The organism is Haemophilus sp. Marseille-P9675 (genome assembly GCF_916862695.1).
Classification (GTDB): Bacteria; Pseudomonadota; Gammaproteobacteria; order Enterobacterales; family Pasteurellaceae; genus Haemophilus; species Haemophilus haemolyticus_K.
Window position 1 is genome coordinate 1 of sequence record NZ_CAKASP010000009.1, and the last position, 22,689, is coordinate 22,689.

A 22,689-nucleotide genomic window follows, 5' to 3' on the forward strand; every position below is an offset into this window, starting at 1 on the left:
CTACTTAAAAAGTAATTATGAATTTTCAGTTAAGCACCTATTAAGACTTCAAAATTAAAAATATTTTAAAACAAGTCAATCAACAAGTGCCCACACAGATTGTCTGATATATTGTTAAAGAGCAAAATAAAGTGGTCGGCGAGATAGGATTTGAACCTACGACCCACTGGTCCCAAACCAGTTGCGCTACCAAGCTGCGCTACTCGCCGTCAGATCTTATAAAGATAAGATGGGGTGGCTAATGGGATTCGAACCCACGACAACTGGAATCACAATCCAGGGCTCTACCAACTGAGCTATAGCCACCATTAAAAGTTGTTATTGCACTGACCTGGCGCGCTCGACAAGATTCGAACTTGCGACCTTTGGCTCCGGAGGCCAACGCTCTATCCAACTGAGCTACGAACGCGTTACTGCGCCGTTGCGGAGGCGTATATTAATGATTTAATAAAACCTTGTCTAGCACTTTTTGAAAAAAAATGTTTGAGCGATAGTTTTTTATTCAGTTTGTTTAAAATTCACTATCTTTTCGACTATTTTTACAACTTAGCGAATCATTATATATGTTGAATCATCCAACAATTATGAATTTGTTTATTACGTTCAAAATCTAGCGGTAACGTTTTATGCGAAATTTCTACCGCACTTAAACCTAATTCTTCCAACGCGACTAAATTCATTTTGAATCCACGTTTATTATTCGAGAAAACAATTGTGCCATTATTCGACAAAACTCGTTTTAGGTTGCTCATTAATTTCACATGATCTCGTTGAACATCCCAACTCTCTTCCATACGTTTAGAATTCGAAAACGTCGGTGGATCCACAAATATCAAATCAAATTGACGATCACATTTTTCTAACCATTGAAGGCAATCTGCTTGAATTAATTTATGTTGTTTACCTTCAATATCATTCAAAATAAGATTTTGTTCCGCCCAATTAAGATAAGTATTGGACATATCAATGGTAGTTGTCGATTCAGCACCACCAAGTGCTGCATGAACAGTTGCTGAGCCAGTATAAGCAAATAAGTTTAAGAAATCTTTACCTTTTGCCAACTCTCCAATCATTTTTCTTGTTAAACGGTGATCTAAGAATAAGCCAGTATCTAAATAATCTGTCAAATTTACCCAAAGTTGCACGCCATATTCATTCACATAAAAGTATTCACCTTTATTGGCTAATTTCTCATATTGGTTGGTACCTTTTTGTTTCTGACGAACTTTGAGGATCAACTTATTCGTTTCGACACCGGTAACGTGCAAAGTTGCAGTAACCGCATCTAATAAACGTTGACGCGCTTTATTTTCATCAATATTTTTCGGCGCTGCATACTCTTGCACAACAATGTAATCTGCATAACGATCGACGGCTAAATTATATTCGGGTAAATCGGCATCATATAAACGATAAGCGTCTAATCCTTGTTGCTTTGCCCATTTGCTAATTTTCTTAATATTTTTTTGTAATCGATTAGCAAAATCGGTTGCCACCTCCGAAGTGCGGTTAAATTCTAGTTCATTTTCAGCTGTAATTTCGTCAGATTTTCGTTCTGAAACTTGATAATTCTTTTGCACACAATCTAATGGGCCATTTTTTGCTTTAAATTGGCGACTAGCACGCATTCTCAAACAATCAAGCAATGTGGATTCGCTACTAAAAACAGAAACATTCCAACCACAAAATTCTTTTTTAAGTCTTTGTCCAAATACTGAATAGAGCGCGATTAAAGCTGGTGTTGTACCTAAACGTTCACCATAAGGTGGATTACAGATAACCGTGCCGACTTCATTTAAACGAGGATTTTTCAACGCTGCGACATCACCTTGTTGCCATTTAATTAAATGTGAAACACCTGCATTTTGTGCATTCTTCTGCGCCTTTTTTAATACGCGGTGATCGAGGTCAAATCCATAAAAGTGCGGTTGAATTTCACTTTGTTTTTCTTCTGCTAATTCAATCGCTTCATTTTTTACTTTTTCCCAAGCCGATTGATTATGCAATTTCCAAAAATCAAATCCCCAATGTAAACGATAAAGTTGCGGCGCAATTTTGGCTTCCATTTGTGCAGCTTCAATTAAAAGCGTGCCTGAACCACACATTGGATCTACTAATGGAGAACCTGCTTGCCAACCTGAACGCATAACAATTGCCGCCGCTAGAGTTTCACGTAAGGGCGCTTGACCAGCATCTTCACGATAACCTCGTAAATGTAATGCTTCTCCACTTAAATCTAAAGAAATCACTAAATTTTCACGGTTCAAATAAGCATGGATACGCACGTCTGACTGAATTTTATCTACATCAGGACGAGTTTTACCTTGACGTTCAAAATAATCGACAATTCCATCTTTAACGCGCATTGCACCAAATTGAGTATGACGAATTTCCTGGTTGGTTCCATTAAAATCAACAAAGAAGGTAACTCGTTCATCAAATTGCGCTAACCAATTAAAACCTGAAACAGCTGCATAAAGATCTAAATCACTGTAAATTTTGGTTTCAATCAAAGGAAATAAAATGCGTGAAGCAAGGCGTGACCAAAGCAAAGTGCGGTATAAAGTTTCATCATCAGCTTGATAATGAACGCCACCTTGAACCACTTTTGCCTCTTGCGCGCCAAGTTCAGTAAGTTCAACTTTTAATAATTCTTCAAAGCCACGAGAAGTCGTTGCAAATAATTGTTTCATTTAGGTACCGGTTTTGAAAATTTTGAGGGATTATAGCATAGAAAAAGATGATCTAATTGAGATCATCATAGCGAGTTAAACTGTAAAAAGAAAAGCCCTGATTTTCTTAAATCAGGGCTTTAGAATTTGTTGGTTGCGGGGGCCGGATTTGAACCGACGGCCTTCGGGTTATGAGCCCGACGAGCTACCAAGCTGCTCCACCCCGCGTCTGATGTCGTGCACTATACTCTATTAATATTTTTTTGCAAGAATTAAACAAAAGTTTATGTTTCATTTGTTAATAAAATGTTCAATGTGAGTTTTTATTAATCAGCTTGACTAAATAACACTGGTCGTTTTGACGGATTTTTGATAGCGTATGCAGCCTTATTTAAGCTTATTTAGGATTAAAAATGTCAGTTCGAAAATTTTTCTCATTAAAAACATTTTCTATTGCAGTGACAACCGCACTTTTAGTTGCCTGTGGTTCTTCTAATACAACAAAAATTCAAATTCCAACCACCTCAAATGGCAGCGATCCTCAACAATTTGGTGCGAAATATTCGGGTCGTAATTATCAACAAGCTGTGTTTATGCCAGTTTCTCAAGTTGAAAACCGAAGTGCAGTCATTAATCAGGGCGATTTTTTAACTCAACTTTCAAATGTACAAAGTTATTCAAGCAAACTATCTGATCGTTTCTATGGCAACTATGAAAAAATTACGAATTGGGTACTTTCTGGCGCCAATGTAAGTGAGCTTTCTAAATTTGGCATTCACCCGCAAATTATGCGTGGGTTCGATGGATATCAAAATGTTTTGATGACAGGCTACTACTCTCCTGTCCTTCATGCACGCCGTTCACCGCAAGGTCAATTCCAAAATCCAATTTATCGCATGCCAGCAAATAAACGTTTTAGCCGTGCACAAATCTATGCCGGTGCATTAGCGGGTCAAGGATTAGAATTAGCATATAGTGATTCCATGTTAGAGAACTTTTTACTTGGGGTACAAGGCAGCGGTTATGTAGATTTTGGTGATGGCAACCTTAATTACTTCGCTTATGCAGGACAAAATGGCTTTCCTTACACCGCCGTTGGCCGTTTATTAGTTGAAGATGGTGAAGTACCAAAAGAGAAAATGTCTATCCAAGCAATTCGTGAATGGGGCAATCGTAATCCCTCTCGTGTACAAAGTTTGTTAGAACGTAATTCTTCTTATGTATTCTTCAAAAATGATCCGAGTGGCAAGGTGAAAGGTTCGGCCGGTGTACCGCTTGTACCAATGGCTTCTGTGGCATCAGATCGTAGCGTTGTACCATCTGGTACTGTTCTTTTAGTCGAAGTGCCTGACATTGATAATAACGGAAACTGGCTTGGCACACATAAATTACATTTAATGGTTGCTCTTGATGTCGGCGGTGCGGTGAAAGGTCACCACTTTGACTTATATCGTGGCATTGGTGATCAAGCAGGCCATATTGCGGGATTATCAAAACACTATGGCCGAGTATGGGTATTACAATAATGGCGCCAGTGGACAATTATGAACAGCGGTTTGGCGGTATCGGTCGACTTTATACCCCTGATGGACTCGCGCGCTTACGCAAAGCCCATATTTGTGTAATAGGCATTGGAGGCGTGGGTTCTTGGGTCGTAGAGGCTTTAGCACGTTCAGGCGTTGGTGAACTAACATTAATTGATATGGATGATATTTGTGTCACAAATATCAACCGCCAACTTCCTGCGATGAGCGGCACAATCGGCAAATTAAAAACTAAAGTCATGTCAGAGCGAGTAAAATTAATTAACCCAGAATGTACCGTCAATATTATTGATGATTTTATCTCGCCAGAAAATCAATCGGATTATCTCAATCGAGGCTATGACTACGTCATTGATGCTATTGACAATGTGAAAACTAAAGCGTCGCTGATTGCTTATTGTAAACGTAACAAAATTAATGTGATTACTATTGGCGGTGCTGGCGGTCAAACTGATCCAACCCAAATTCAAATTGCCGATCTTAGTAAAACCATTCAAGATCCGCTGCTCGCCAAAGTACGGTCGATTTTACGCAAGGATTACAATTTTAGCCAAAATCCAAAACGCAAATTTAGTATCGATGCGGTATTTTCAACACAACCTCTAATATTCCCACAAATGACTGAAGGTTGTGCAATTTCTGCCACAATGAATTGCGCAAACGGATTTGGTGCAGCCACGATGATTACGGCAACCTTTGGTTTTTTTGCTGTTTCTCGTGTAATAGATAAATTACTAAAGAAAAAATCTTAATCTCCTCTTGAAAATGCACATTGACCATAAATGTGCATTTTTTATCGAATGAAACCTATTTACTTTGAAAATGAAAAATTTTCCCTCAGGTTCTCTATAAAATCATTGCAATTTATATAAAAAGGCGTAGTCTTTTTCCCTTTGAGAATTATTACTAACAAGTAAGGAAACAGAAATATGAAAAAACTTTTAAAAATTAGCGCCGTTTCTGCCGCACTTTTAAGTACGCCAATGATGGCGAATGCCGATGTATTGGCATCAGTAAAACCTTTAGGTTTTATTGTTTCATCTATTGCAGATGGCGTAACTGGCACACAAGTCCTTGTTCCTGCAGGCGCCTCTCCGCATGACTACAATTTGAAATTATCGGATATTCAAAAAGTAAAATCTGCAGATTTAGTTGTATGGATTGGTGAGGATGTTGATTCATTTTTAGACAAACCAATTAGCCAAATTGAACGTAAAAAAGTGATTACCATTGCGGATCTTGCTGATGTAGAACCTTTATTAAGTCAAGCTCACCACGAGCATTTCCATGAAGATGGCGATCACGATCATAAACATGAACATGAGCACAAACACGAACATAAACACGATCACGAACATGAACACGGCCATGATCATAAGCACGAGCATGAACACCACGACCATGACCATGACCACGATCACCATGATCATGACGAAGGTTTAACAACAAACTGGCACGTTTGGTATTCTCCAGCTATTAGCAAAATTGTTGCTCAAAAAGTAGCGGATAAATTAACTGCACAATTTCCAGATAAAAAAGATTTAATTGCTCAAAATCTTTCAGATTTTAACCGCACTTTGGCAGAACAAGGTGAAAAAATCACAGCACAACTTGCGAACGTTAAAGATAAAGGTTTCTACGTTTTCCACGATGCTTATGGTTATTTCAACGATGCTTATGGTTTAAAACAAACGGGTTACTTCACCATCAATCCATTAGTGGCACCGGGTGCAAAAACTTTAGCGCACATTAAAGAAGAAATCGCAGAACATAAAGTAAATTGCTTATTCGCAGAACCACAATTTACGCCAAAAGTGATTGAATCTTTAGCTCAAAATACTAAAGTCAATGTAGGACAACTCGACCCAATTGGCGATAAAGTCACTTTAGGCAAAAATTCTTATGCAACATTCTTGCAATCTACCGCAGATAGTTACATGGAATGTTTAGCTAAATAAACCTTTCTAAAAACAATGACCGCACATAAAAGTGCGGTCATTTTCTTTTCTAAATTTGATATTTTGTTTTATCTCCAATATCAAAATGCAAAGGCATTCGCCATTTTTGTATCGCTAAAACTAAAAGTAATACGCCAGAAATAATAGAAAAAATGCGTAATGCGATAAGATTATTTAACACCCACGAAAACCACAAACAAGCCACAAATATCGGCTGTAAATTTAGCAGAGGCACGCGGAAACAAAAATATTCTTTAAAACACAAACCACCTAAATTAAGTAACGCACCGCCAAGGGCTAAAGCGGGATAATGATTAATATAAAAAAGTAATCCTATCCAAGTCGCAAATTGAAAAAGCAATCGGAAGGATTTGAGATAAATATGTAATGAAGAGGCACAGCAAGTTGCCGCAATTAATATAAAGGTGAGCGATAAATCTGGATACCAACTCATGGCAAGAAGAGCCAATGCGGCCATCACAAAGCCAGAACGATAAATAATGACAGTCAGATTATCTAAAAAATCCATCGGTGATTTAATATGTGGATCAGCCATTCTACAAAGATTCCTTTTATAAATTACAAATTAAAAATAAATGTTACGTCAACTCAATAAAAAATGCGGCCAACTTAAAAACATTTTCTAAATTAACCGCACTTTTATTATTTCTGTTTAAGCTTATCAAGAATTTTTTGATGAATGCCACCAAAACTGCCGTTAGACATCACCAAAATGTGATCTGTAGGTTGAGCCTCAGCGACAATCATATCGACTAATCGATCTAGATTTGCATTCCAATAGACAGGTTGTACACATTGGTTGGCAATATCTGCCACTTCCCAAGGAAGTTGTTCTGGTTGAAGCATAAACACTTCATCAGCTCGGCCAAGTGCAGGGGCAATTTCATCTTTATGAACACCCATTTTCATTGTGTTAGAACGAGGTTCAAGCACTGCAAGAATTCGCACGCCACCACCCACTTTATCTCGTAAAGCGGTTAGCGTAGCAAGAATAGCTTCTGGATGATGAGCAAAATCATCATAAACGGTGATGCCATTAACTTCGCCTTTTACTTCTAAACGACGTTTAGCATTTACAAAAGATCCCAATGCTTTACATGCATCTTCAATAGACACACCCGCATGATGAGAAGCCGCTATTGCCATTAAAGCATTATGCATATTATGTTGTCCCACTACATTCCATTTTACTTCGGCCACTTTTTCACCATGATGGAAAACCGCAAAATGTGAGGCATCATTTGTAATACGCTCAGCAAACCACTCATTATCTTTGCCTAAAAATTGTTGTTGCGACCAACATCCCAATGCCAGAGTTTCTTTTGCACTTTGTTCACTCGCCGAACTTAATACCAAGCCACTTGCCGGAATAGTTCGAATCATATGATGAAATTGGCGTTGAATCGCTTTGAGATCATCAAAAATATCTGCATGATCAAAACTAATGTTATTTACGATAAGTGTACGCGGATTGTAATGAACAAATTTCGAACGTTTATCAAAGAAAGCTGTATCATATTCATCAGCTTCAATAACAAAATAAGGACTGTCCCCTAAACGAGCTGAAATGCCAAAATTACCGGCAATACCACCGATTAAAAAGCCTGGTTTTAAGCCATTTTGTTCTAAGATCCACGTTAGCATGCCTGTTGTGGTTGTCTTTCCATGCGTACCAGAAACTGCCAAGACCCAACGATCGCGTAATAAATGATCATGTAACCATTGAGGACCAGATGTGTATTTCAAATTATTTTCTAACACATATTCTACGCAAGGATTACCACGCTTCATCGCATTACCAATGATTACCATGTCAGGCGCAGGTTGTAATTGTGCAACATCATAATTTGGAATAATCTCGATACCTTGCTCTTCTAAAAAAGTGCTCATTGGAGGGTAAACATTAGTATCGGAACCCGTCACGTGATAACCCATTTGTTTGGCAATCATCGCCACGCCGCCCATAAATGTGCCACAAATACCTAAGATATGAATATGTTTCATTGTACTTCTCTACTTATCAAGGAAAATGAGAAGTATAATAAAACAACTTCTATGAACTTTCAAAATAAAAGACTGTCATAAAGGCCCATATGGGCTATAATTGAGCCTTAGAAAAACGAGTACAACTCAACTAACAAAATATAATGAAGGAATTTACAATGAAATTTAATAAATCTTTTCTCTTTGCAAGTATCATCGCAGGTTCAATTGCATTAACCGCTTGTAACGATAAAGAAGAAAAAGTAGCAGAAAAACCTGCAGCAACAGAAACTACTCAAACGGCTCAACAAACAGTACAACAACCTCAAGTAAAAACGGATGATTTAATCACTCAAGCAAATGCAGAATTTCTAAAAGTTGCGAATGTAAAAGTAACAAATGTTTCTGTAACAGATGATTTAAAATCGTTTTCTATCACTTATGAAATTACAAACTTAAGCGATAAAGCTATTTTAGAAGCGCAATGGTTAACTGTTTATAAAGAAAATAACCAACCATTCTATGTAGCAAATCTTCCAGCATTACAATTTGGGAAAACAATTGCACCAAAAGCTAGCGAAACAGTAACGTTATCGACAACTGAAGAAGCCGTGCTTTCTCAAATTCGTCCGCACTTGCAACAAGGGAAAAATATTCAAGTAGACATTATCGGGACTTCCGTACATTTTTCTGACGGTTCGAAAGTTGGCTTAGTGTCAGAACAAAAATAATCCTATAAAAAATGCCTGTGTAAAACAGGCATTTTTTTATCCGCACTTTTAGGCAATTCGCTCAAATCCAGCTTTTAAATCTGCAATCAATTCATCTACATCTTCAAAGCCGATATGCACACGAATTAATGAACCAGTAAGGTTACGTTTAATATTTGGACGAATATGTGCAATTTCTTCTGGTTGATTACAAAGAATTAGAGACTCAAATCCTCCCCATGAATAAGCCATAGTGAAAAGTTGAAAATGATCCATGAAATTTGAGACTTGTTCCGATGTCAATCGCTTAGCTAGTTCAAAAGAAAATAAACCGCTGCTACCACTAAAGTCTCGTAAAAAGAATTCATGACCCGGGCAACTTGGTAAGGCTGGATGGTACACAGTTTTTACTTCTGGTTGCTCACTCAACCATTTTGCTACTTTAATGCTGCTTTCCTGATGTTGTTTTAATCGTACACCCAATGTACGAATACCACGAGCAGTCGTATAAGCAGAATCTGCATCCACCATTTGCCCCATTAAATAGGAATGTTCTCTAAGTTGATCCCAAGTTCGCGCATTCGCAACGGCAGTACCAATCATAATATCTGAATGACCCACTAAATATTTCGTCCCCGCCTGAATAGAAATATCAATATCATGCTCTAACGCTTTAAATAGAACACCTGCCGACCAAGTATTATCAATCATAATCACAATATTAGGGTTTACCGTTCTTGCCGCCTTCACAATAGTCGGAATATCGGGAATTTCCATTGTGATAGAACTTGGAGCTTCCAAGAAAAGTACTTTTGTATTCGGTTGAATAAGCGTGGCAATATCAGCACCAATAAGAGGATCGTAATAAGTTGTATCGATCTGCATTTTTTTCAGCACAATATTACAGAAATCTTGGGTTGGCTCGTAAGCTGCACCACTCATTAATACATGATCGCCACTTTTTACAAAAGAAAGAATCGAGTTAGTTACTGCTGCAGCACCACAAGGATAAAGATAACAGCCTGTTCCCCCCTCCATTTCGCACATTAAATCTTGTAACGCAAAATGAGTTAGCGTCCCTCTTCTGCCATAAAATAATTCACCTTTTGCTCTATTTTGAGTAGCGTGTTTTTTATCTTCAATACTGTCAAATACTAATGAAGAAGCTCGCTGTAAAACGGGGTTTACAGATCCTTGTGAAAAGCGTTTTTTACGCCCTGCATGGACAAATGTTGTTGATAGATTGTGTTGTTGCATATTTCCACCTTATTTTAGATAAGATTAATTGCTTTAATAGATAAAATCGAGTATAAAAATGTCGGCGTTTCAAATAAAATCGTGCCGCTATTTTGTGTGGCAAAACTTCAACTTAACTTTATATAGGAATTATGACTATGGTATTAGTAACCCGTCAAGCACCAGATTTTACTTCATCTGCTGTATTAGGCAATGGCGAAATCGTTGATAACTTCAACTTTAAAAAACACATTGCTGGAAAAGCTGCAGTAATCTTTTTCTACCCATTAGACTTTACCTTTGTTTGCCCTTCTGAGTTAATCGCATTTGACCACCGTTATGAAGAATTCAAAAAACGTGGCGTAGAAGTCGTTGGTGTTTCTATCGACTCTCAATTCACTCACAATGCATGGCGTAACACCCCAACTGAAAATGGTGGTATCGGCCAAGTTAAATATGCATTAGCAGCGGACGTAAAACACGAAATCGCTCAAGCATACGGTATTGAGCATCCAGAAGCAGGCGTTGCATTACGCGCTTCATTCTTAATCGACAAAAATGGGGTCGTTCGTCACCAAGTAGTAAACGATCTTCCATTAGGTCGTAACATCGATGAAATGTTACGTATGGTTGACGCATTACAATTCCATGAAGATCACGGTGAAGTTTGCCCTGCTCAATGGGAAAAAGGTAAAGAAGGGATGAAAGATAACCCTGAAGGCGTTGCAAAATACTTAAAACAAAACGCTGATAAACTTTAATCCGTAATTATTTATAAGAAAGCCACATAATGTGGCTTTTTTTATATTCTTAGATACTTTAGAATAGGTGTATCTCTAACACCAAGAGCAGTTCATTTCTATGAAATTTAATATTCCTATTTTCCTAACGATGTTTCGAGTAATCCTGATTCCGTTTTTCGTGATTGCATTTTATTTACCTATCGAATCCTCCCCTTTTATTACTACATTCATATTCTTTATTGCCGGTGTTACTGATTGGCTTGACGGTTATTTGGCTCGTAAATGGAAACAAACTACAAGATTTGGCGCTTTTTTGGATCCTGTTGCGGATAAAGTAATGGTTGTCGCCGCCTTGGTTCTCATCGTTGAATATCAACACTCTCTGTGGATTACGATTCCTGCGATTATTATGATTTCTCGCGAAATTATTATTTCCGCATTACGTGAATGGATGGCTGAACTCGGAGAGCGTAGTAAAGTCGCTGTCTCTTGGTGGGGGAAATGGAAAACAACCGCACAAATGTTAGCTCTAGGCGGATTATTATGGCGTTACAATAACTATATGGAAATTGCCGCTATAATCTTGCTTTACATCGCAGCCATTTTAACAGTATGGTCAATGATCCAATATTTACAGGCAGCAAAAGGTAGCCTACTAGATGACCTAAAACTCTAATTTTGGATAAAGTGCGATATTTTCTAGCGTACTTTTATTATTTTGTCTTATTTTTAATCAAATAAAGCTTTTTTTTATTTTTTCATTTGACACAAGAGTATAAAACCGTAGAATACTCCCTGTTGTCACGCGGTAATGCTGATTAGTGATAAATGCGGGAATAGCTCAGTTGGTAGAGCACGACCTTGCCAAGGTCGGGGTCGCGAGTTCGAGCCTCGTTTCCCGCTCCAATTTGCCCGAGTGGTGGAATCGGTAGACACAAGGGATTTAAAATCCCTCGCCTTTCGAGGCGTGCCAGTTCAAGTCTGGCTTCGGGCACCATTTAAACACCAATCCAAAGATTTTAAAATTTACTTTAAAATCATCTAATTGGGTCGTTAGCTCAGTCGGTAGAGCAGCGGACTTTTAATCCGTTGGTCGAAGGTTCGAATCCTTCACGACCCACCACTCTCTGATTTAGTTGTCCAGTTGGGTTGTTAGCTCAGTTGGTAGAGCAGCGGACTCTTAATCCGTCGGTCGAGAGTTCGAGCCTCTCACAACCCACCATTCTTGTTTTTTGATTATTCATCTCTAATATTTTAAATTTTTTAATTTGCTTAAATTCTTGACTATTTTTAGCGGTTATTGTGGTAGAATACCCTTAAATTTTAGTCGGGCATCATTATGTTGGAAAATATTCGTATTGTTTTAATTGAAACTTCGCATAGCGGTAATATTGGTTCTGCTGCTAGAGCAATGAAAACAATGGGATTGACCCAGCTTTGTCTTGTCTCGCCAAAATCTGTTGATGAACAATCTTATGCTCTCTCAGCTGGCGCAGAAGATATAGTAAAAAATGCTAGGATTGTCGATAGTTTTGATGCAGCCGTGGATGATTGCTCTTTGGTGATTGGAACAAGTGCTCGTTTACGTCATTTACAAAGTACATTGATCGAGCCTCGAGAATGCGCGGATAAAGTTGTAGCGCATGAAGGCAAGATAGCTATTGTGTTTGGTCGTGAACGCATTGGATTAACGAATGAAGAATTGTTGAAATGTCATTACCATTTGAATATTCCGGCTAATCCTAATTATTCTTCTTTAAATTTAGCAATGGCAGTACAGTTGGTAAGCTATGAATTGCGCATGGCATTTTTAGCTCAAGATAAGAAGGAAAATTCACTTTCTTTAATAGAACAAAACTATCCAACTGCAGAACAACTTGCTTATTTTTTTGAGCATACTGAGCGTGTATATCAATCACTAGGATTCATTCAAAATCAAGGTGTTATGCATAAATTAAAGCGTTTATATTATCGCGCTCAACTTGAAAAAAATGAATTAAATATTTTAAATGGCATGCTAAGTGCGGTCGAAAAACGAATTGATCTTGATTTAGATTAATTGACTGATTTAGTAGGATATGTAAATATTGCAACATCACTTTTTAGGAACACTTTATGAAACTTACATCAAAAGGTCGTTATGCAGTCACTGCGGTTTTAGATATCGCTTTAAATGCAGAAAAAGGTCCTGTGAGCCTTGCAGATATTTCTGAACGTCAACATATTTCGTTATCTTATTTAGAACAACTTTTTGCTAAATTACGTCGTGATGGATTAGTAAAAAGTGTTCGTGGACCTGGTGGAGGTTATCAGCTAGGTTTACCAAGTGACCAAATTTCAGTGGGAATGATTATTTCAGCGGTAAATGAAAATATTCATGTGACAAAATGTCTTGGTCGTGGAAATTGTCAAAATGGCGTAGAATGTTTAACTCATACATTGTGGGAAGATCTGAGTAATCGCATTGAAAGTTTTCTCAATGAAATTACTTTGGCTGAATTGGTGAGTAAACGTGAATCAAAACGCCAAACTCATAGCGATTTTGAGAATTTATTAATTGTTAATCAATAAAGGAAAGTAGTCCGTACAGTGCAAAATGCATTAAAAGTGCGGTCAAATTTAGAATGATTTAGGAGTGAAAAATGAAATTACCTATTTATTTAGACTATGCAGCAACTTGTCCTGTGGACGAGCGTGTTGCGAAGAAAATGATGGAGTTTTTAACCATTGACGGTACATTCGGTAACCCAGCTTCTCGCTCGCATAAATTTGGTTGGCAAGCAGAAGAAGCGGTTGACGTGGCTCGTAATCAAATTGCGGATCTTATTGGTGCCGATTCTCGTGAAATTGTGTTTACTTCTGGTGCGACAGAATCAGATAACCTTGCAATTAAAGGTGCCGCACATTTTTACCAAACTAAAGGCAAGCATATCATCACTTGCAAAACTGAGCATAAAGCCGTTTTAGATACTTGTCGTCAATTAGAGCGCGAAGGTTTTGAAGTGACCTATTTATCACCCGAGTCTGATGGTTTAATTGATTTAGAAAAATTTAAAGCCGCACTTCGTCCAGATACTATTTTAGTTTCAATTATGCATGCCAATAATGAAATTGGTGTATTGCAAGATATTAAAGCCATTGGTGAGCTTTGTCGTGCAAATAAAACGATTTTCCACGTGGATGCAACTCAAAGTGTGGGCAAAGTTGCAATTAACTTGGAAGAGCTGCCAGTTGATTTATTATCTATGTCTAGCCATAAACTTTATGGGCCTAAAGGTATTGGTGCGTTATATGTTCGTCGTAAACCACGTATCCGTTTAGAAGCGATTATTCATGGCGGTGGCCATGAGCGTGGTATGCGTTCAGGTACATTACCTGTTCACCAAATCGTGGGAATGGGCGAAGCTTATCGCATTGCAAAAGAAGAAATGGCATCTGAAATGCCACGTTTAAAAGCTCTTCGTGATCGTTTATATAATGGCTTAAAATATATTGAAGAAACCTACGTAAATGGCTCAATGGAGCACCGTTTAGATAGTAATTTAAATATTAGCTTTAACTATGTTGAAGGTGAATCTTTAATGATGGCGTTGCGTGATATCGCTGTATCTTCTGGTTCTGCTTGTACATCAGCTAGCTTAGAGCCGTCTTATGTGTTACGCGCACTTGGTTTAAATGATGAATTGGCACACAGTTCAATTCGTTTTACACTTGGCCGTTATACCACTGAAGAAGAAATTGATTACACTATTAATTTAGTAAAAGGTGCGGTGGAAAAACTTCGTGCATTATCGCCATTATGGGATATGTTTAAAGAAGGTATCGACCTTAGTACAATTGAGTGGTCAGCTCACTAGGATTTAACTGCTATTATTAGATGGCGTTTATCAAGGATTTAAAAAAGGAAAGTTAAAATGGCTTATAGCGAAAAAGTAATCGATCATTATGAAAATCCGCGCAATGTGGGTTCTATGGATAAAAAAGATAGCAATGTTGGAACTGGCATGGTGGGTGCGCCAGCTTGTGGTGATGTAATGCAGTTACAAATTAAAGTTAATGATAACGGCATTATTGAAGATGCAAAATTCAAGACTTATGGTTGTGGTTCTGCTATTGCATCTAGCTCATTAATTACAGAGTGGGTGAAAGGTAAATCTTTAGAAGAAGCAGGCGCTATCAAAAATAGCCAAATTGCAGAAGAGTTAGAATTGCCACCAGTGAAAGTACACTGTTCCATTTTAGCCGAAGATGCAATTAAAGCGGCAATTGCTGATTACAAATCCAAAAAAGGCGAATAATATGAAAAAGTGCGGTCAGTTTTGACCGCACTTTTAGTGGTTTTGGGGGATATATGAGTATTACATTAACAGAAAAAGCCGCTCAACGAGTGAAAGCTTTTTTGGATAATCGTGGCAAAGGTATTGGTTTGCGTTTAGGCGTGAAAACATCAGGCTGCTCTGGTTTAGCTTATGTGCTTGAGTTTGTCGATGTCTTAAATGAAGAAGATCAAGTTTTTGAACAACACGGTGTGAATATTATTGTCGATCCAAAAAGTTTAGTTTATCTCAATGGTATTGAGTTGGATTATGTGAAAGAAGGTTTAAATGAAGGCTTCAAATACAATAATCCAAATGTAAAAGAATCTTGTGGCTGTGGCGAAAGTTTCCATGTTTAAGGTAATAATCTGATGTTAAATCCTTTTCAAATTTTTGATTTACCCGTTGATTTTCAGTTAGATGAGAAGGCGCTAAATATACGTTATTTAGAATTACAAAAGGCTTTACATCCAGATAATTTTGTATCAAGCAGTGCGTTAGAACAACGCGTTGCGATGCAAAAATCCACCGAAGTGAATGATGCCTTAAAAACGTTAAAAGACCCAATTTTGCGAGCGGAAGCTATCATTGCTCTAAATACTGGTGAGCAGATAGATCTTGAGCAAAAAAGTACACAAGATGTGGCGTTTTTAATGCAACAGTTACAGTGGCGAGAACAACTAGAAGAACTTGAAGATCAGAAAAATGAAGAAGCATTAAACGCTTTTGCGAAAGAAATTAAACAAGAAACTCAGTCATTATTAACCGCACTTTCGGATAGTCTGAAATCCCAACAATGGACGAAAGCATCTCAACTGTGTGATAAATTACGTTTTACTCGTAAGCTTTCTGAAGAAATTGAACGTGTAGAAGAACGCCTTTTTGAACTGTAATAGATCTATATCTCAATATCCCTTGATATTATGCAAACTCTCGAACAACTAATATCTCCAGAAAACTCTGCTTGGCCTATACTTTCCCAATGGATTGAAAGTGCACGTAATCATTGTTATGTCATTAAAAAAGATCAATCAAGTGCAGAACACGAACTTTTTACCATGCAAATGCCTACGTCATCACCAATGGGCGCAGTGATTTATGAAACAGGTGGAATTTTAATTCATCATGGTTGGTTGCGTATTTTAGGTTCAGGAAGTTTTAAATTACCGCGTGGATTGATGGATTGGAATTTTAGTAAGTCTTTTAATGAGTCTGGTGAAAAACCAAAGTATTTATTGGTTGCAGATGATGTGATCGGCGGTTACTTTGCATTAAATGGTGGTTCGTTAGGCGATAACCTTGGCAAAATTTATTACTTTTCACCAAAAGATCTCACTTGGCATAATTTAAATTTTACTTATACAGAGTTTTTAGCTTGGGCATTGAATGGTGATTTAGAGGCTTTTTACCAAGGTCTATTTTGGCAAAATTGGCAAGATGATGTGAAACAATTGGATGGTAATCAAATTTTTGTATTCACGCCTGACTTAAGTCAATATAGAAAAATAGCGATTAATGAACGTCAAAAACACGAAGTCAATATTGAAACACATTACCAAGCAAGTTTTGCAGAAAAAAATAAATTTGATTTGGCGTATTCCGTCGCATAACCAGTAGAAAAATAGTATATGACATTATTACAAATTGCAGAACCAGGACAAGCTGCTGCACCACATCAACATCGTTTAGCCGTTGGGATTGATTTGGGAACAACTAATTCTTTGGTTGCATCCGTGCGTAGTGGGCAATCCGTGATTCTTAATGATGAACAAGACCGTAGTCTTGTGCCATCGGTCGTTCATTATGGAGTCGCAGAAAAGAAAGTTGGTTTAGAAGCCTTTGAACAAGCCTCACTTGATCCAAAAAATACGGTAATTTCAGTAAAACGTCTAATTGGTCGCAGTCTTGCTGATGTTCAGTCTCGTTATTCTAGTTTGCCTTATGAATTTGTGGCGAGTGAAAATGGATTACCTTTAATTGTTACGGCACAGGGCCCAAAAAGTCCAATTGAAGTATCCTCAGATATTTTATCGCGTTTAAATCATATTGCAGAACAACGCCTTGGTGGTGAGCTTTCGGGGGTTGTGATTACGGTTCCTGCTTATTTCGATGATGCTCAACGTCAAAGTACTAAGGATGCTGCGCGTTTAGCTGGGCTAAATGTATTACGTTTATTGAATGAACCTACTGCAGCTGCAGTCGCTTATGGATTGGATAGCGGGCAGGAAGGGATTATTGCAGTTTATGATTTAGGTGGCGGTACATTTGATATTTCAATTTTACGCTTATCAAAAGGTGTCTTTGAAGTTCTAGCAACAGGTGGAGATACTGCGCTAGGTGGTGATGATTTTGACCATTTAATTGCAGATTGGGTCGTTGAACAAACCCAAGTAAAACCACAAACCCCAAATCAACAGCGCGAACTGATAACCCTTGCTAGCGAAGCCAAAATTGCTTTAAGTACTGAGAAAAGTGCGGTCATTTCTTGGCAGAATTTTTCAGTAGAAATTTCACGAGAACAATTTAATGAGTTGATTCATTCACTGGTAAAACGTTCACTGTTAACTTGTCGCCGAGCTTTGAAAGATGCCAACGTTGAATCTGAAGAAGTGCAAGCGGTGGTGATGGTTGGTGGTTCAACTCGAGTGCCATACGTACGAGAACAAGTTGGCGAGTTTTTTGGTAAAACACCACTCACTTCCATTGATCCAGACAAAGTTGTGGCACTTGGTGCCGCAATTCAAGCGGATATTTTAGTCGGTAATAAAACTGATTCTGATATGTTGTTGCTGGATGTCGTGCCGCTTTCTTTAGGCATTGAGACGATGGGTGGATTAGTAGAAAAAATTATTCCACGTAACACAACAATTCCTGTGGCTCGTGCACAAGAGTTTACTACTTTCAAAGATGGCCAAACAGCAATGACTGTTCATGTCGTACAAGGTGAACGTGAGCTGGTAGATGATTGTCGCTCTTTAGGGCGTTTTACTCTACGAGGTATTCCGGCAATGACTGCGGGTGCCGCTCATATTCGAGTGACTTATCAAGTCGATGCAGATGGTTTATTAAGTGTGACTGCAATGGAAAAATCGACGAAAGTGCAGGCATCAATCCAAATTAAACCTTCCTATGGTTTAACAGATGAAGAAGTGACCGCAATGATTAAATCTTCTTTTGATAATGCACAAGAGGATTTACAAGCTCGCGAATTAGCAGAGCAACGAGTAGAAGCGGATCGTGTGATTGAAAGTGTGATTGTTGCGTTACAAGCTGATGGGGCTGAATTGCTTAGCACAGAAGAGTTTCATCATATTGAACGTGTGTTAAAACAATTAATGGATGTAAAACAAGGTTCAGATCGTGATGCAATCGCGCAAGGAATTAAAGCCTTGGATACTGCTACCCAAGAATTTGCAGCACGTCGAATGAATGCATCGATTAATAAAGCTTTGACTGGCAAAAATTTGTCAGATATTGAAAAACCGTAAAAGTGCGGTCAGATTATTAAATAATTTTGAGGAAAGTGTTATGCCAAAAGTGATTTTTTTACCTAATGAAGAATTTTGTCCCGAAGGTATGGTTGTTGATGCGGCTGCAGGTGATAACTTATTAGAAGTTGCACACAATGCAGGAGTGGAAATCCATCATGCTTGTGATGGTTCTTGTGCTTGTACAACCTGCCATGTCATTATCCGTGAAGGTTTTGACTCTTTAAATGAAACGAGTGATCAAGAAGAAGATATGCTGGATAAAGCTTGGGGATTAGAAATGGATAGTCGTTTATCTTGCCAATGTGTAGTGGGAGATGAAGATCTTGTGGTAGAAATTCCTAAATATAACATTAACCATGCCAACGAGGCCGCTCACTAATGAAATGGACTGATGCACAATTAATTGCAGAAGAACTTTACGATCGTAATCCGGATTTAGATCCAAAAACCGTTCGTTTTACTGATTTACATAAATGGATTTGTGAACTTGAGGATTTTGATGACGATCCTAATAAGTCAAATGAAGCAATTCTTGAGGCTATTTTATTGAAATGGTTGGATGAATTTGAATAAATATAAAAAACCTAAGTCACTGACTTAGGTTTTTTATCAAAATTTGATGGCGGAGGAATAGGGATTCGAACCCTAGGAGGGCGTAAACCCTCGCCGGTTTTCAAGACCGGTGCCTTCAACCACTCGACCATTCCTCCGTGATTTAATGCGCACGCATAATACGTTTTTTGAGAAAGACCGTCAAGCAGAAATTATCTCGTTTTTATCAAGTGATTATTTTTACTACACTCCAAAAATAAAAAGAATTGACGTAATAAACATCATGCCAATTCTAATTTTTTATTTTAGATTACTCTGATTTTGCTCGGGTAGGCTCAGAATATACATGGCTAATCGCACAATGATGCCCTGCCGCCCCTTTACCGTAAAAATAATAGCGAGAATCTTGCCATTCAATAATTGGGAATGGCTGAGGCATTTCATCACTCGCTTTCGCCAAAGTCATCTCTGCTTTTGTATGAGCAACTGAAGAAATGGTACCTAAACGCCCATTAAACTCATAAGTACGAACAAAGGCTGGTTCATTTACAGTTTCAGGCTCATTTAGGGTAATCGTTGACTCAATAAATTCAACCGTTTCTTGAGGTTTATGAGAATTTAAACGCTCTAGAGATTCTTGTACTTTTTTCTGTACAGACTCATTAGCTGGCTGAGTAATAAAATCTAATGCTGGTTTTACTTCAAGAGATTTTTCTTCAACCACAATCCCCATTGCTGGCGTGATAAAACCTTTTTTAGTTTTTTCTTGCTCAAGCAATTCATCCACAGATAAGAAATTATTTTCTTTCTGAGCGTTCACTGTTGAATAGTCCACCCAAGCTTTTCCACTTGCCAATTCAGGTGAAGCTACTGCAGCAAATAATGGCATTGGCGATTTTGGCTCTTGATTACGGCGACGACGTTGATTATTCGCTGCACGTAAATGACGTGGAGTGCGACGTTGACGATCTTGACGTTCAGAACGTTCTTGGTTTTGACGAACTGGTTTTTCATCATCTTGAACGGTTTGAACTTCGACAACATCCACATCTGGCATTTGTTCAACAATGCTTTCGTTATTTTCAACAGCCATCTCATTATCTTCAACACGTACGCGTTTACGCAAATCACGACGTTGACGGCGTTGAGTCACTTGCTCAGTTTTTTCATCCTGAGCCTCAAAAACCGGTGTAGAATTTACCGCACTTTCAGCGATACTTTCCTCCACTAAGTTACGGCGCGGACGGCGTTGATTACGCTCTCGGATATTACGGACTTGTTCTTCGGTTCTTTCCGTTTCGTTATTTTCAGAACGTGGGCGACGAGAAGTACGGCGATCCTGTGAACGGCGTTGATTACGATTAGAATTGCGCGAAGTGCGGTTATTTTTCGGTTTATTTTCTTCAGATTCAGAAGCAAACAAGCCTTTAATCTTCGCAATAATTTTCGCTAACAAAGACGGTTCATTCGATTTACGCTCAACTGGAGTCGGAGCTGCTTCAGAAATAGAAAGCGCCACTGCCGCACTTTCAACTGCAGGTTGTTCAGCAACAACGGTTGTTTCCACATTACGAGAAACAAGAGATTCCTCGGTACTTTCATCTTTCTCACAGTGAATTTTCGCTAAGTTATAGCTCAATTCATTCACCTCTTCGCCATCGCGTAAGCGGAAAACACTAAAATGCGGTGTTTCCATTGCTTCATTTGGCGCAACAATAACATCTACATTGTGACGTTTTTCAATATTGCTTATCGCTTTACGTTTTTCATTAAGAAGATAAGAAGCAATTTGTACAGGCACAATCGTATGCACTTGCTTAGTGTTTTCTTTTAATGCTTCTTCCTCGATTAAACGCAAGATAGACAAGGAAAGAGATTCGTTATCACGCACTTTACCTGTTCCTTGACAACGAGGACAAATGTGATGTGAAGACTCACCTAGTGAAGGACTTAAACGCTGACGTGACATTTCCAACAAACCAAAACGAGAAATGCGGCTAATTTGAATACGAGCACGATCTTGACGAACGGCATCACGAATACGATTTTCTACTTCACGTTGGTGACGGACTGGCGTCATATCAATGAAATCGATAACAACTAAACCACCTAAGTCACGCAAACGTAATTGACGCGCAATTTCATCTGCCGCTTCAAGATTAGTATTCAATGCTGTTTCTTCAATATCGCCACCACGAGTAGAACGCGCGGAGTTAATATCAATAGCGGTTAATGCTTCAGTTACATCAATAACGATTGAACCGCCAGAAGGTAAACGCACTTCACGTTGGAATGCTGACTCGATTTGAGATTCAATTTGATAGTGGCTGAAAAGAGGAACTTCGCCTTGATAAAGTTTCACACGATTAATGAAATCTGGGCGAACCAGTTTGATATGCTCTTTTGCTTTTTCAAACACTTTAGGGCTATCAATAAGGATCTCGCCAATATCACGACGCAAATAATCACGAATAGCACGTACAATTACATCACTTTCTTGGTGAATCAAGAAAGGTGCTGGACGATTTTGAGATGCTTGTTTAATCGCTTCCCAATGGTGAAGTAAAACTTTTAAGTCCCACTGCAACTCTTCTGGAGATTTACCCACACCAGCGGTACGAACAATCAAGCCTACGCCTTCAGGCACATCTAATGAACTTAATGCCTCTTTTAATTCAGTACGCTCATCCCCTTCGATACGACGAGAGATCCCACCCGCACGCGGATTATTTGGCATAATGACCAAATAACTACCCGCAAGAGAAACAAAAGTGGTTAAGGCTGCGCCTTTGTTTCCGCGTTCTTCCTTATTAACTTGAACGATCACTTCTTGGCCTTCGCTCAAGATATCGCGAATATTCGGACGACCTTGGAAAACATAATCATCGGGAAAATATTCACGAGCAATTTCTTTTAATGGCAAAAAACCATGACGTTCTGCACCATAATCAACAAAAGCCGCTTCTAAGCTTGGCTCAACGCGAGTAATTTTCCCTTTGTAGATATTCGCTTTTTTTTGCTCATGTCCTGGGCTTTCAATATCCAGGTCAAATAAGCGCTGTCCGTCAACTAGCGCTACACGCAACTCTTCTTTTTGAGTCGCATTGATTAACATTCTTTTCATTGTCAATTCTCTTATTAAATATTTTAAAAGACCTCAAAATAAACCGCACTTTGCTTCGTTATCGACCTCGTGTTTCTCGCGCCAGTCAATCTTACGACTGTGTGTTGCTGGGTGCATTGATAACGTTATTAAGCATAAACGTTTGCTTTATAAAACAACGCGATATTCCGCACGCGTTGCAAGCGGCTAATTTATTTTAAGAAAAATGTTGATTATCAACGTCTTACACCAATTGCCGCATTGAGTTTTCACCAACAAACATGTCATTTTTCGCATAAATTTTAAGCATAAAAAGACACTCTATTATCTATGGAAAATAGGGAATTAGCAAGGTATATA

21 protein-coding genes and 9 tRNA genes are annotated in these 22,689 nt (G+C 38.4%); 20 read left to right on the forward strand and 10 right to left on the reverse strand.

The window, feature by feature from the left end; translation table 11 throughout:
- Window positions 1-132: 132 nt before the first annotated feature.
- The 5 genes from LIX50_RS09145 to LIX50_RS09165 form a co-directional block, all read right to left on the reverse strand.
- A tRNA-Pro gene (locus tag LIX50_RS09145) sits at window positions 133-209 on the reverse strand.
- A 21-nt stretch (window positions 210-230) separates the two neighbouring features.
- Window positions 231-306 (reverse strand) — tRNA-His (locus LIX50_RS09150).
- A 26-nt stretch (window positions 307-332) separates the two neighbouring features.
- Window positions 333-409: transfer RNA gene (locus tag LIX50_RS09155), tRNA-Arg, on the reverse strand.
- Window positions 410-557: 148 nt separating this feature from the next.
- Window positions 558-2,693: a bifunctional 23S rRNA (guanine(2069)-N(7))-methyltransferase RlmK/23S rRNA (guanine(2445)-N(2))-methyltransferase RlmL gene (rlmKL, locus tag LIX50_RS09160; protein ID WP_048953272.1), complete on the reverse strand. Its 2,136-nt coding sequence runs from the start codon at window positions 2,691-2,693 to the stop codon at window positions 558-560.
- Window positions 2,694-2,823: 130 nt separating this feature from the next.
- Window positions 2,824-2,900: transfer RNA gene (locus LIX50_RS09165), tRNA-Met, on the reverse strand.
- Window positions 2,901-3,085: 185 nt separating this feature from the next.
- Between LIX50_RS09165 and mltA the strand changes: the two genes are divergently transcribed.
- From mltA to znuA, 3 genes are all read left to right on the forward strand, one after another.
- Window positions 3,086-4,198: a murein transglycosylase A gene (gene mltA, locus LIX50_RS09170; RefSeq protein WP_048953273.1), complete on the forward strand. Its 1,113-nt coding sequence runs from the start codon at window positions 3,086-3,088 to the stop codon at window positions 4,196-4,198.
- On the forward strand, window positions 4,198-4,968 hold the full coding sequence (tcdA, locus tag LIX50_RS09175) for a tRNA cyclic N6-threonylcarbamoyladenosine(37) synthase TcdA (RefSeq protein WP_048953274.1): 771 nt from the start codon (window positions 4,198-4,200) through the stop codon (window positions 4,966-4,968). The genes mltA and tcdA overlap by 1 nt, the downstream gene beginning before the upstream one ends.
- 177 nt (window positions 4,969-5,145) lie before the next feature.
- Window positions 5,146-6,174, forward strand: coding sequence for a zinc ABC transporter substrate-binding protein ZnuA (gene znuA / locus LIX50_RS09180; RefSeq protein ID WP_048953275.1), 1,029 nt, complete (start codon window positions 5,146-5,148; stop codon window positions 6,172-6,174).
- A gap of 49 nt (window positions 6,175-6,223) precedes the next feature.
- Here the strand turns inward: znuA and LIX50_RS09185 are convergent, their stop codons facing one another.
- Together LIX50_RS09185 and mpl are read right to left on the reverse strand one after the other, a co-directional pair.
- A complete protein-coding gene (locus LIX50_RS09185) occupies window positions 6,224-6,730 on the reverse strand; it encodes a DUF2301 domain-containing membrane protein (RefSeq protein ID WP_048953276.1) in 507 nt (168 codons plus the stop codon).
- 107 nt (window positions 6,731-6,837) lie between these two features.
- Window positions 6,838-8,199: a UDP-N-acetylmuramate:L-alanyl-gamma-D-glutamyl-meso-diaminopimelate ligase gene (gene mpl, locus LIX50_RS09190; RefSeq protein ID WP_048953277.1), complete on the reverse strand. Its 1,362-nt coding sequence runs from the start codon at window positions 8,197-8,199 to the stop codon at window positions 6,838-6,840.
- A 158-nt stretch (window positions 8,200-8,357) separates the two neighbouring features.
- On the opposite strand from mpl, the gene LIX50_RS09195 reads away from it, so the two are divergent.
- Window positions 8,358-8,909 (forward strand): hypothetical protein, encoded by a 552-nt coding sequence (locus tag LIX50_RS09195; RefSeq protein ID WP_048953278.1) that lies wholly within the window; start codon window positions 8,358-8,360, stop codon window positions 8,907-8,909.
- A 48-nt stretch (window positions 8,910-8,957) separates the two neighbouring features.
- Here LIX50_RS09195 and metC read toward each other — a convergent pair whose 3' ends face one another.
- The gene (gene metC, locus LIX50_RS09200; protein WP_048953279.1) at window positions 8,958-10,145 is read right to left on the reverse strand and encodes a cystathionine beta-lyase; all 1,188 of its coding nucleotides are present in this window, start codon (window positions 10,143-10,145) and stop codon (window positions 8,958-8,960) included.
- Between the two features lie 137 nt (window positions 10,146-10,282).
- Between metC and LIX50_RS09205 the strand changes: the two genes are divergently transcribed.
- The 16 genes from LIX50_RS09205 (at window position 10,283) to iscX (ending at window position 19,247) form a co-directional block, all read left to right on the forward strand.
- Window positions 10,283-10,885, forward strand: a complete 603-nt coding sequence (locus LIX50_RS09205; RefSeq protein ID WP_005625599.1) for a peroxiredoxin C — start codon at window positions 10,283-10,285, stop codon at window positions 10,883-10,885.
- A 100-nt stretch (window positions 10,886-10,985) separates the two neighbouring features.
- On the forward strand, window positions 10,986-11,543 hold the full coding sequence (gene pgsA / locus LIX50_RS09210; protein WP_005625600.1) for a CDP-diacylglycerol--glycerol-3-phosphate 3-phosphatidyltransferase: 558 nt from the start codon (window positions 10,986-10,988) through the stop codon (window positions 11,541-11,543).
- Between the two features lie 154 nt (window positions 11,544-11,697).
- Window positions 11,698-11,773: transfer RNA gene (locus tag LIX50_RS09215), tRNA-Gly, on the forward strand.
- A 4-nt stretch (window positions 11,774-11,777) separates the two neighbouring features.
- A tRNA-Leu gene (locus LIX50_RS09220) sits at window positions 11,778-11,864 on the forward strand.
- A gap of 50 nt (window positions 11,865-11,914) precedes the next feature.
- Window positions 11,915-11,990: transfer RNA gene (locus tag LIX50_RS09225), tRNA-Lys, on the forward strand.
- A gap of 23 nt (window positions 11,991-12,013) precedes the next feature.
- Window positions 12,014-12,089: transfer RNA gene (locus tag LIX50_RS09230), tRNA-Lys, on the forward strand.
- A gap of 117 nt (window positions 12,090-12,206) precedes the next feature.
- Window positions 12,207-12,926 carry a tRNA (cytosine(32)/uridine(32)-2'-O)-methyltransferase TrmJ gene (gene trmJ, locus LIX50_RS09235; RefSeq protein ID WP_048953280.1) on the forward strand — a complete coding sequence of 240 codons (720 nt, stop codon included), beginning with the start codon at window positions 12,207-12,209 and terminating at the stop codon, window positions 12,924-12,926.
- 56 nt (window positions 12,927-12,982) lie between these two features.
- Window positions 12,983-13,438 (forward strand): Fe-S cluster assembly transcriptional regulator IscR, encoded by a 456-nt coding sequence (iscR, locus tag LIX50_RS09240; RefSeq protein ID WP_005630093.1) that lies wholly within the window; start codon window positions 12,983-12,985, stop codon window positions 13,436-13,438.
- A 71-nt stretch (window positions 13,439-13,509) separates the two neighbouring features.
- Complete coding sequence (locus LIX50_RS09245) at window positions 13,510-14,724, forward strand: IscS subfamily cysteine desulfurase (RefSeq protein ID WP_048953281.1); 1,215 nt, start codon at window positions 13,510-13,512, stop codon at window positions 14,722-14,724.
- Window positions 14,725-14,781: 57 nt separating this feature from the next.
- Window positions 14,782-15,165, forward strand: a complete 384-nt coding sequence (gene iscU / locus LIX50_RS09250; protein WP_005626962.1) for a Fe-S cluster assembly scaffold IscU — start codon at window positions 14,782-14,784, stop codon at window positions 15,163-15,165.
- Window positions 15,166-15,218: 53 nt separating this feature from the next.
- Window positions 15,219-15,542, forward strand: coding sequence for an iron-sulfur cluster assembly protein IscA (gene iscA / locus LIX50_RS09255; protein WP_005626961.1), 324 nt, complete (start codon window positions 15,219-15,221; stop codon window positions 15,540-15,542).
- Between the two features lie 12 nt (window positions 15,543-15,554).
- Window positions 15,555-16,076, forward strand: coding sequence for a Fe-S protein assembly co-chaperone HscB (gene hscB, locus LIX50_RS09260; RefSeq protein WP_048953282.1), 522 nt, complete (start codon window positions 15,555-15,557; stop codon window positions 16,074-16,076).
- Window positions 16,077-16,106: 30 nt separating this feature from the next.
- Entirely contained in the window at window positions 16,107-16,793 is a 687-nt protein-coding gene (locus LIX50_RS09265) for a DUF2625 domain-containing protein (protein ID WP_048953283.1), read from the forward strand.
- Between the two features lie 18 nt (window positions 16,794-16,811).
- A complete protein-coding gene (hscA, locus tag LIX50_RS09270) occupies window positions 16,812-18,671 on the forward strand; it encodes a Fe-S protein assembly chaperone HscA (RefSeq protein ID WP_048953284.1) in 1,860 nt (619 codons plus the stop codon).
- A 40-nt stretch (window positions 18,672-18,711) separates the two neighbouring features.
- The gene (gene fdx, locus LIX50_RS09275) at window positions 18,712-19,053 is read left to right on the forward strand and encodes an ISC system 2Fe-2S type ferredoxin (protein ID WP_005629440.1); all 342 of its coding nucleotides are present in this window, start codon (window positions 18,712-18,714) and stop codon (window positions 19,051-19,053) included.
- The gene (iscX, locus tag LIX50_RS09280) at window positions 19,053-19,247 is read left to right on the forward strand and encodes a Fe-S cluster assembly protein IscX (RefSeq protein ID WP_005630102.1); all 195 of its coding nucleotides are present in this window, start codon (window positions 19,053-19,055) and stop codon (window positions 19,245-19,247) included. Before fdx ends, iscX begins: the two co-directional genes overlap by 1 nt.
- Window positions 19,248-19,294: 47 nt before the next feature.
- On the opposite strand, the gene LIX50_RS09285 is transcribed toward iscX, so the two are convergent.
- Both LIX50_RS09285 and rne read right to left on the reverse strand, forming a co-directional pair.
- Window positions 19,295-19,384, reverse strand: a tRNA-Ser gene (locus LIX50_RS09285).
- A 152-nt stretch (window positions 19,385-19,536) separates the two neighbouring features.
- Window positions 19,537-22,350, reverse strand: a complete 2,814-nt coding sequence (gene rne / locus LIX50_RS09290) for a ribonuclease E (protein ID WP_048953285.1) — start codon at window positions 22,348-22,350, stop codon at window positions 19,537-19,539.
- Between the last annotated feature and the right edge of the window lie 339 nt (window positions 22,351-22,689).

Coding starts and splice junctions, on each gene's coding strand:
- rlmKL (WP_048953272.1), bottom strand. CDS start 2,693: ATGAAACAATTATTTGCAACGACTTCTCGTGGCTTTGAAGAATTATTA.
- mltA (WP_048953273.1), top strand. CDS start 3,086: ATGTCAGTTCGAAAATTTTTCTCATTAAAAACATTTTCTATTGCAGTG.
- tcdA (WP_048953274.1), top strand. CDS start 4,198: ATGGCGCCAGTGGACAATTATGAACAGCGGTTTGGCGGTATCGGTCGA.
- znuA (WP_048953275.1), top strand. CDS start 5,146: ATGAAAAAACTTTTAAAAATTAGCGCCGTTTCTGCCGCACTTTTAAGT.
- LIX50_RS09185 (WP_048953276.1), bottom strand. CDS start 6,730: ATGGCTGATCCACATATTAAATCACCGATGGATTTTTTAGATAATCTG.
- mpl (WP_048953277.1), bottom strand. CDS start 8,199: ATGAAACATATTCATATCTTAGGTATTTGTGGCACATTTATGGGCGGC.
- LIX50_RS09195 (WP_048953278.1), top strand. CDS start 8,358: ATGAAATTTAATAAATCTTTTCTCTTTGCAAGTATCATCGCAGGTTCA.
- metC (WP_048953279.1), bottom strand. CDS start 10,145: ATGCAACAACACAATCTATCAACAACATTTGTCCATGCAGGGCGTAAA.
- LIX50_RS09205 (WP_005625599.1), top strand. CDS start 10,283: ATGGTATTAGTAACCCGTCAAGCACCAGATTTTACTTCATCTGCTGTA.
- pgsA (WP_005625600.1), top strand. CDS start 10,986: ATGAAATTTAATATTCCTATTTTCCTAACGATGTTTCGAGTAATCCTG.
- trmJ (WP_048953280.1), top strand. CDS start 12,207: ATGTTGGAAAATATTCGTATTGTTTTAATTGAAACTTCGCATAGCGGT.
- iscR (WP_005630093.1), top strand. CDS start 12,983: ATGAAACTTACATCAAAAGGTCGTTATGCAGTCACTGCGGTTTTAGAT.
- LIX50_RS09245 (WP_048953281.1), top strand. CDS start 13,510: ATGAAATTACCTATTTATTTAGACTATGCAGCAACTTGTCCTGTGGAC.
- iscU (WP_005626962.1), top strand. CDS start 14,782: ATGGCTTATAGCGAAAAAGTAATCGATCATTATGAAAATCCGCGCAAT.
- iscA (WP_005626961.1), top strand. CDS start 15,219: ATGAGTATTACATTAACAGAAAAAGCCGCTCAACGAGTGAAAGCTTTT.
- hscB (WP_048953282.1), top strand. CDS start 15,555: ATGTTAAATCCTTTTCAAATTTTTGATTTACCCGTTGATTTTCAGTTA.
- LIX50_RS09265 (WP_048953283.1), top strand. CDS start 16,107: ATGCAAACTCTCGAACAACTAATATCTCCAGAAAACTCTGCTTGGCCT.
- hscA (WP_048953284.1), top strand. CDS start 16,812: ATGACATTATTACAAATTGCAGAACCAGGACAAGCTGCTGCACCACAT.
- fdx (WP_005629440.1), top strand. CDS start 18,712: ATGCCAAAAGTGATTTTTTTACCTAATGAAGAATTTTGTCCCGAAGGT.
- iscX (WP_005630102.1), top strand. CDS start 19,053: ATGAAATGGACTGATGCACAATTAATTGCAGAAGAACTTTACGATCGT.
- rne (WP_048953285.1), bottom strand. CDS start 22,350: ATGAAAAGAATGTTAATCAATGCGACTCAAAAAGAAGAGTTGCGTGTA.